This is a genomic window from Mycobacterium parascrofulaceum ATCC BAA-614, from assembly GCF_000164135.1.
Lineage (GTDB): Bacteria > Actinomycetota > Actinomycetes > Mycobacteriales > Mycobacteriaceae > Mycobacterium > Mycobacterium parascrofulaceum.
Map to the genome: position 1 here is coordinate 226,941 of NZ_GG770556.1, position 8,481 is coordinate 235,421.

9 protein-coding genes are annotated in these 8,481 nt (G+C 66.3%); all 9 read right to left on the reverse strand.

The window, feature by feature from the left end; genetic code table 11:
• Positions 1 to 341: 341 nt before the first annotated feature.
• The gene (locus HMPREF0591_RS20950; RefSeq protein ID WP_007170628.1) at positions 342 to 1,181 is read right to left on the reverse strand and encodes a TIGR03620 family F420-dependent LLM class oxidoreductase; all 840 of its coding nucleotides are present in this window, start codon (positions 1,179 to 1,181) and stop codon (positions 342 to 344) included.
• 363 nt (positions 1,182 to 1,544) lie between these two features.
• On the reverse strand, positions 1,545 to 2,342 hold the full coding sequence (locus HMPREF0591_RS20955; protein WP_007170629.1) for an MBL fold metallo-hydrolase: 798 nt from the start codon (positions 2,340 to 2,342) through the stop codon (positions 1,545 to 1,547).
• Positions 2,339 to 2,866 carry a carboxymuconolactone decarboxylase family protein gene (locus tag HMPREF0591_RS20960; RefSeq protein ID WP_007170630.1) on the reverse strand — a complete coding sequence of 176 codons (528 nt, stop codon included), beginning with the start codon at positions 2,864 to 2,866 and terminating at the stop codon, positions 2,339 to 2,341. The genes HMPREF0591_RS20955 and HMPREF0591_RS20960 overlap by 4 nt, the downstream gene beginning before the upstream one ends.
• On the reverse strand, positions 2,863 to 3,387 hold the full coding sequence (locus tag HMPREF0591_RS20965) for a VOC family protein (protein ID WP_007170631.1): 525 nt from the start codon (positions 3,385 to 3,387) through the stop codon (positions 2,863 to 2,865). The genes HMPREF0591_RS20960 and HMPREF0591_RS20965 overlap by 4 nt, the downstream gene beginning before the upstream one ends.
• Positions 3,384 to 4,013 carry a TetR/AcrR family transcriptional regulator gene (locus HMPREF0591_RS20970; RefSeq protein ID WP_007170632.1) on the reverse strand — a complete coding sequence of 210 codons (630 nt, stop codon included), beginning with the start codon at positions 4,011 to 4,013 and terminating at the stop codon, positions 3,384 to 3,386. The genes HMPREF0591_RS20965 and HMPREF0591_RS20970 overlap by 4 nt, the downstream gene beginning before the upstream one ends.
• A gap of 52 nt (positions 4,014 to 4,065) precedes the next feature.
• Positions 4,066 to 5,127: a quinone oxidoreductase family protein gene (locus HMPREF0591_RS20975; RefSeq protein ID WP_007170633.1), complete on the reverse strand. Its 1,062-nt coding sequence runs from the start codon at positions 5,125 to 5,127 to the stop codon at positions 4,066 to 4,068.
• A 108-nt stretch (positions 5,128 to 5,235) separates the two neighbouring features.
• Complete coding sequence (locus HMPREF0591_RS20980) at positions 5,236 to 6,621, reverse strand: cytochrome P450 (RefSeq protein ID WP_007170634.1); 1,386 nt, start codon at positions 6,619 to 6,621, stop codon at positions 5,236 to 5,238.
• A gap of 201 nt (positions 6,622 to 6,822) precedes the next feature.
• On the reverse strand, positions 6,823 to 7,482 hold the full coding sequence (locus HMPREF0591_RS20985; RefSeq protein ID WP_007170635.1) for a TetR/AcrR family transcriptional regulator: 660 nt from the start codon (positions 7,480 to 7,482) through the stop codon (positions 6,823 to 6,825).
• A 187-nt stretch (positions 7,483 to 7,669) separates the two neighbouring features.
• Positions 7,670 to 8,481 (reverse strand): MMPL family transporter (locus HMPREF0591_RS20990; protein WP_007170636.1); only part of this gene is annotated, 812 nt, incomplete at its 5' end.

Here is an 8,481-nt window from a genome sequence, read left to right on the forward strand (position 1 = left end):
GAGAATTCCGCCACTCAAAATGAGAACCTACAGCACCCCTGTCGGTTCTCATTTCGCATGGCGGATGACGATCACGCTAACTGCGGTGTTGCAGAATTATCATCGAAATGGCGGAACCGTTTTTCGGATCTTCGTGGCGAATCCTAGGACCACTCGGGTGTGCGGTTCAGATGGCAAAGCACGTACGCAGCCCTTGACTTAAGACGCTTGGAATTCAACGTGGACCACGAAGGGATTCCGCGCCGACCTCACCGGGTACGCGCTGGCCGGGGCACTGAATAATCTTCAATCTTGCTGTGGGCCAACACTTGTGTGAGCCCACGCCCTCCTCGCGGCGAGTCTCAGTGTGCGCTTAGTCCGAGGGGTTCGGCCAGTTCGCGCAGTGCGGCCAGGAGCTGGGCTAGCGTGCCTGGCACTTGTATTGCGACGTGGTCGGCCCCGGTGTCGAGGTGTTCGCGGAGTCGCGTGGCGACGTGTCCGGGGTCGCCGTAGGCGAGCAGGTCGTCAATGAGGCGTTGACTTCCGGGCGGGGTGAGGTCGTCGTCGGTGTAGCCCAGACGCCGCCAGTTGTTGACGTAGTTGCGCAGTCCGAGGTAGACGTCGGCGATCTGGCTCCCGACCACACGGGCTGTCTGTTGGGTGGCGTTGAGCAGGATGGCTTGAACGGGTACCAGCAGCGGTCCGTGGCCTAGTTCGGTGCGCGCGGCGTAGTTGTAGCGGGTGGGGGTTAGGGCGGGGTTGGCACCGGCGCTGCGCTCGGCGGCCAGCTGCAGCATCTTTGGGCCCAAGGCCGCCAGGATGCGCTGATCGGTGGGGATACCGGCAGCGTCGAGTTCGTCGAGGTACTCAGCGAGTGCGGCCAGAGGCTGGCGATACTCGACGGTGTGTTCACGGTGTCCCGCACCTATCCCGAGCAGGAAGCGCCCGGGGTAGGCGGTGTCGATGCGGTGAAATGCGGCGGCGACTTGCTGTGCGGGCGCTGACCAGATGTTGACGACGCTGGTGGCGAGGACCAGTGTCTTGGTGGCCGCGAGTAGGGGTTCGGCGAACGTCAGATCGGCTTCGGGTGAGCCGCCGATCCACAGGGTGCCATAGCCTAGCTGCTCAAGTTCTGTGGCATCGTGAGCGCTGACGGGTCCGAAGGTGAAGGCTCCGAAGGGGCCTAGTTTGGGTGGCGCCATGTGCCGTGTCCTTTCGAGTGGGTGCGGGGGGTTGGGTGGCGGGGACGTTAGTGGGGCGGTCGAGGTGCGGGTTCAGCGCTGGCCGCTGTCGACCGCCCCGGCGTGGGCGCGCCAATGTTTCCGAGCCGGCCTATGCGCGGGCTTATTTCGCGGCTCACTGACCGCTGTGACCGATCGTTGCGCTTGCGAGAGGGCATGAGCATCCCTCCATGCGGTACGTAACTGTACCGCATCACAGTATGGTGGCGTTCCGGGGCGGTGGACAGCGGTGGGGTGTTTGCGCGGTGGTGTCGCGCAGGATCACAGCTAGGCGCTTGGATGTCGAATCACGTTCTGCGGCAGTCCCATCCATGCACAGCGTTGTCATGGCGTGTTGTGGGCGGTGTCGCGGGCGTGTTGGTAGAGGCTGGGGTCGTGGGAGCAGACGATGAGCAGGTCGGGGTCGCGACGGTGGTAAAGCTCAGCGAGGCGGGATTGGTTGTCCCGGAGGGTGTTCCGGTCGTAGCAGATCAGGGTTTCCTGGGCGCGCAGCACGAACGGCACGCGAGACTGGTGATCGAGGGTGCCGGGGTGGTAGAAGGCGTCTCCGGCGTGCAGGACCCAGCGGTGGCCGGCATCGACGGCGACGGCGGTGTGGCCGCGGGTGTGGCCGGGCATCGGCACCAAGACGATGCCGTCGTCGATGACGTGAAGCGGCTTGGCGGCGGTGAATCCGCGCCATGGTTCTCCGTCGGGGGTGTGTTCGACCAGGGTCGGGCGGTGGGCCCATTGGGTGGGGCGGTATCGGAAGCGTTCGCGCCAGGTGGGGGCGTGGATGGCGCCGCGGGCTTCGGCGGCGGTGAGGTGGACGTGGGCGTGGGGGAAATCGGCGAGGCCGCCGATGTGGTCGAGGTCGAGATGGGTGAGCACGATGTGGCGCACGTCAGCGACATTGAAGCCGAGTGCGGTGATCTGATCCGCGGCGGTTTCAGCGTGCTGCAGCAGCGGGCGGATGACGTGGCGGAAAACTCCGATCCGCGCGGCGGGGTCGTGGCAGTCGTGGGAGCCGAACCCGGAATCGACGAGTACCAACCCGTTGTCGGTCTCAACCAGCAGCACGTGGCAGACCAGCGCGACGCCGGGCATGCGCATGGTGCCGCAGTTGAGGTGATGGACCTTCACCGGCCGGGGCTTTGGTCTTCGGGAGTGACGCCGAAGGTGTTGAGGAAATCGCAGACCAGCTGATAGAAGCCGACGGTGAGGGTGAAGTCGGCGAGTTGATTGACCGTCATGATGGCCAAGGCTTGATCGCGTTCGGCGTCGCTGAGGGTGTGGTTGTCCAGCAGCCGATCGGTCAAACGGATCAGGGCGGCCTGTGCGGCGTCGAGGCCGTCGGTGGATCCCGACTCGGCGGCGTGGATTTCGTTGTCGCCCAGGCCGATCGCGCGCCCGATCTGCACGTGTTGATAGGTCTCATAACGGGCTCGGTAGCGGTACCCGACGCGCAGGATAACCAGTTCACGCCAGGGGGCGGGCAGCGAATTATGTTGGAGGACATCGGCGGCCATGGCCAAAAAGCTGGGCGCCAGATTAGGGCTGTGGGTGATCATACGGAAGATGTTCAGCGAGGCCCGGCTTTCGACCGCCTCCCGCAGCGCTGGGGTCAGGGTATCGAGGTCGGGGTAGGGGAATTCGGTAGTGCTCATCCGAGCCCCCGAATGGGGTCGCTGCCATCCCAGGCGGCGGCGACGTCGCGGATGTAGGCGAACAGTTGGCCTTTGGGGCCGCTGATGTCGCTGATCTCGATGACGGTGCCCTGATCGAATTCGGTGTCCAGGTAGGCGAATCGGCCTTGCTCGCCGCCGATGCTGCCTTCCTGGGCAACGGTGTAACCGGCCTCCAGCACGCGGTCGTAGAGGTCCTGGTAGTCGGTGGTCCAGTAGGCGATGTGTTGTGCGCCTTGGCGGCCTGCGTCGAGGAAGTCCTTGTACACCGAGGGGGCGTCGTTGGTGGGTTGGATCAGTTCGAGCTGGATGTCCCCGAAGTTGGCCAGCGCGACGCTCATCGTCATGGCCGAGTCGTGGCCGCGGTAGCGGAAGTAGTCGGTGACGACGTCGTCGATGTAGAACCAGGGGCCCACCCCAAGGCGGACCCACTGTTGCATCGAGGCGTGGACGTCAGGCACAACGTATCCGATTTGATTGATGGTGCCGAATAGGCGGGTCATGACGGATTCTCCTGTGCCAGACGGGTTGTCAGTAATTGTTCGATTTCGCCGCGGGCCGCGGCCAGGTCGACGTGGTCGTCGATCAGGGATTGCAGCGCAACCCCGCGCAGCATGGCGATGATCACCGTCGCCAGACCGTGGGGGTTGATCGATGCAGGGATCTGTCCCGAGGCCGCGGCCAGTCGCAGGCGTTTCTCGATCTCCTCGCGGAATTCGCGGTCGGCGCCCACCATGGCGGGCCGGATCTCCTCGGTCGGGGTGGCGACGGCCTGGGCCCACAACACCAGCCGTGCGCGGTTGACCGGTTGCAGATCGCAGATGACGTCGAAGTAGATCCCGACCAAGGTGCGCAGTTCGGCCAGGGCGTCAGCACCGTGATCGTGTTCGAACAGCGCTTCGCGGAATTGGTGGGTCACGGTGTCGACCAGGCGCTGCATCAGCGCGCCCTTGGAGCCGAAGTGGTGGCTGGCTAGCCCGCGGCTGTAGCCGGCGCGCTCGCCGACGTTGGCCAACGTGACCCGCGCCGGCCCGATTTCGCCGACCAGCTCGGCAGCCGCGGCGACGAGCCTGCGTTCGGCGTCGCCGCGGCGTTCTTCCTGAGTGCGGCGCGGTCCGGGTCGGCTCATGGCGTCTTCTCGGCGCGGCCGGTGATGGGATGGTCCTGGCGGGCGTCGCCGATCATGGGTGCTCCATCGTCAAGACGGTCTTGCCGGTGGTGGCGTTGCTGCGCAAACGATCGGCGGCCTTGCGTGCGTCGTCGAACCCGAAGACCTGGTCGATGACCGGGTGGATGCGCCCGTCGTCCACCGCTGCCATCACCTCGGGCTGCAGCGCGGCACACACCGCGGCCATCTCGTCTGCGGTGCGCACGCTAAAGGTTGTCCCCAGCACCCGAAGCCGTCGAAATGACAACGTGTTCAAGTCGATGGTGGACTGCGCACCGCCGAGCCGGCCGATGTTGACCACGGTGCCTTTCAGGCTGGTCGCGGCGAACGCGTCGGCGAACAACTGACCACCGATATGGTCGAGCACCACGTCGACGCCGGCGCCTCCAGTCGCCGTGGTCACCGCGTCCACAAGATCACCGGTGCGGGTGTTGACCACGACATCAGCACCGGCCGCGGTGAGCACCGACGTTTTGTCTGCCGAGGTGGTCGTCGCCGCCACCATCGAGGCACCTAACGCCTTGGCGAGTTGGATGGCGATCAAACCGATCGCCGTCGTGCCGCCGATAACCAGCACGCTGGCACCCGTGGTGAAACCGCCCTGGGTGACCAACGCATCGTGCTCGGTGGCCAGACCCACCGGCAAGGCCGCAGCATCGATCCAGGACAGCGATGCCGGCAGCGCAATCACGTGGCGCGCGTCGAGCACCGCGTACTCGGCGAACGCGCCCAGCCCCGCGCCGCAGACCCGGTCCCCCACGCGCACCGAGGTCACCCCGTCACCTACTGCCGCGACCTCCCCGGCCAACTCCAAGCCGGCGGTAAACACCGCGCTGGTCTTCGAGTTGGGGTTATAGGAACCCTCCAACATGTACAGGTCGGCCCGGTTGATCCCAGCCGCCTGCACCCGAATCAACACCTGGCCCGCACCCGCCACGGGCACCGCAATCTCGCGAGGCTCCCAGTCCGGGCCCACACCACCAACCAGCGCTCGCATCACCGACACACCATTCTCAGATACTTGTTCATCAACTAACAAGTTATACGGTGGAGTTGTTGTCGTCAAATTCGTCATCGCGGGGCACGGCGGTCTCCGCGTGGTGGGTAACCGCTGGGCAGGGGCCCGGCCCGTGGCCGCGGCCGGGTCAAGGCACTGAGCGGCCCGGCCTGTCTGAGCAGGGGTTTAGGTCGGTGAGGCGGTGGTGGATGCCGGGGTGTGCGGGTCTGCGGTTTGACCGCCGCCGGTGCGGTTGGGGCGCCGATACACCAGCGCGCGCCCGCCGCGGCGCGGTGCGTAGGCGATGCCTCTGCTGTGCCACTTCTCCGCGGGCGCCGTGGTGGGGACCAGCTGGTATTCGCGCAGCACGGTGCGCAAGACCACGTTCATCTCCATGTTGGCGAATGCCGCCCCGAGGCAGCGGCGGGTTCCACCGCCGAAGGGAATCCACGAGTGGCTGTCGGGAACTCCGTCGCGGAAGCGGTCGGGATTGAAGCGGTCGGCGTCGGCGAACACCGCGTCATTGTTGTGGGTGCCCGAGATGTTGACCAGCACGGTGTAGCCCTGTGGGATGACCCACTGGCCCAGCGGCATGGCCGGTGCAATGACCTGTCGCGCCGCGCCGTCGATCACGGGGCGGGTGCGTTGCACTTCGTAGATGGTGGCCTGCAGCAGGCCCGTCTGGCCGGCGTCGATCTCGTCAACCAACCGTGACAGCACCTCGGGGTGGCGGCGTAGCCTCTCGATCGCCCACGCCAGCGAGGTGGCGGTGGTTTCGTGACCGGCGGCCAGCAGGGTCAGCAACTCGTCGGCGATGTCGCTGTGCGACATCGCCGCGCCGTCGTCGTAGCGGGCCTCCAGCATCAGCGCCAGCACGTCGGTGCGCTCACCCAGATCCGGATCAGACTCGGCCTCAGCGATCAGATTGGTGACGATGCCGTCGAATTGGCGGCGTAGCCGCAGGTAGCGGCCCCAGGGGCTCCAAGGGCCCAGGTCGTGGTGTAGCGGGTGGATCAGCGCCAGCCGGGAGCCGAGGGTGACGATCTTGGGCATGAGTTCGCGCAGGGCATCCAGCTGGGCGCCTTGGGCGCCGAACACCGCGCGCAGGATCGCGTTGAGCGTGATGCGCATCGTGGAGGGCAGCACCGGGAATTCCGCGCCTTGGGGCCACGTGGCGATTTCGTTGCGGGTTTCCTCTTCGATGAGGCTTTCGTAGGCGCGCATCCGGTTCCCGTGAAACGGCGGCACTAGTAGTTTGCGCCGGCGCCGGTGGGTGTCGCCCTGCAGCCCGAACATTGACCCCTTGCCCAGCACCACGTCCAGATTGGGTTCGACCCCGCGCGCAACCGTGGCGGGGGTCTGAAACAGCTGTTTGATCAGCGCCGGGTCGCTGATGACGATCGCCGGCCCGAACAGCGGCAGCCGCGCGGAGTACACCGGGCCGAATCGCTTACCCATCAGCTGCATGAGGCGCTTGCGCACCAGGATGAATGCGAGCCCCTGCACGAAGGTGGGCCAGTGCGATCCCGGCGGCACATGCGGTGCTGGCGGTGCGGTCGTGGTGGAACTCATCGGCGCAGTCCTCGCGGCATGGTCCGACACCTTCCCTTCGGTACATCGTCGTACCGAATCATGGTACGTCAACGTACCGGCTAGTGGCAATGGGGCGTCAGACCACCGAACGCAGCCCGGTGTCGACCCGTGGGGTTGTCCGTGATGCGGGTCGCGCCCGCCGCTACCTGCGCCGATCGGTGCGGATCAACGCCCGTGGGGTCAGGACTGCGCGCGTGGGGGGCTAGGGTGCGCGGTGGCGGCGCGCGGGCCGAGCAGGGCGAGGGTGGCTTCTACGGCTTCTTCGGTGATATCGCTGATGCGGCCGCCGCTTTCCAGCGTGGTGGCGGTCAGTTCGCGCAGACCACCGAGCAGCATGATGGCCCGTTGACGTGATACCGGTCCGACACCGACCTCCTGCAGTGCGTCGGTATTGCACAATGCCTGCACCAGCACGATGAAGCTTTCCATGAACTCCAGTTGAAGCCGGCGGGCGGCGGCGCCCAGCGCCGGGACGTCGCGGATCCAGCTCAGCATCAGCGCCGGGCGGGATTCGGCCGCGCCGGCCCATGCCTCGATGGCCTGCCGGGCTTGGTGTGGCCAGGGGCTGTTGGCCTCGACGGCGGCGGTGATCTGTTTGATCATGGTGGCGTTGCTGTCGGTGAGCAGGGCGATATAGCAGTCCTGTTTACTGTCGAAGTGTTGGTAGAACGTGCGCCGCGAGGTCCGTGCCCGGCGTACGACATCGGCGACGGTGGTCTCGGCGTATCCGGTGTCGGCGATGCTGTCTTCCAGTGCGGCGAGCAGCCGATAGCGAAACCCCGGCGCATCGTCTGCGCCGCGGTCGCGATCGGTTGACTGTAGCGATCCTGGCGTGCTCACCGAAGCCTTCCTTGCCCGGCCGCGAGGTGTCCGGTGATCGCGGGGCACATCGCTATAGCCAACCATCCTTATTAGGGGTAGCCAGCACAGGCTACCCACCCGGGATCATCGAGTGCTCGTGTTCGCGGGCCGACGATTGCGCTTGGGTGACCCCGGTGGCGGGGTCGGCGGTCCCCAGTGCGGGTCGTCAGTGGAGGGTCTCGAGGGCCGGTGCATCCTGGCCGACGCCCGCGGGGGCGGGGGTTTCACTGATGCCGATGCGTTGGTGCAGCCGGCTCAGCAGCGGTGGGGCCCACCAGTTCCAGTGGCCGAGCACGTGCATGAAGGCCGGGACCAAGATCATGCGCACCAGTGTGGCGTCGGCCAAGACGGCCAGGGTGAGCCCGAGGCCGAAAGCGCGGTTGAACGCGACGTGGCCGGCGATGAGCGCGGCGAACGAGATCGACATCAGCAGGGCGGCGGCGGTGATGACGCGGCCGGTGTGGGCCAAGCCCAGCGCGACGCTCTCGTCGTTGTCGGCAGCGCCCTGCTCGGAGGCCAGCCAGTACTCGCGGATGCGGGACAGTAAGAAGACCTCGTAGTCCATCGACAAGCCGAACGCGATGCAAAACAGTAACACCGGCATGGTGGCTACCAGGGTGCCGGTGGGGGTGGTGCCCAGGGCCCCGAAGTGGCCTTCCTGAAAGATCCATACCAGGGCGCCGAAGGCGGCTGTCAGGGACAACACATTGAGCAGCAACGCTTTGAGGGGCAGCACCACACTGCCGGTCAGCAAGAACAGCAGGGTAAAAGTGATGGCGGCGATCAGTCCCAACACCAGCGGCAGCCGCGCGGTGATGGCGTGGACGCTGTCGTGGTTGACCTGGGCCAGCCCGCCTATTTCGACGTGTCGGCCTGATGGCGCGGCCACGTCGTGCAGTCGGGCCAGTTGCGTGGCGGAGCTCTGCGAAAACAGGGGCGCGCTGGTGGTGACGGTGAGAAACGCGCTGCCCTCACCGG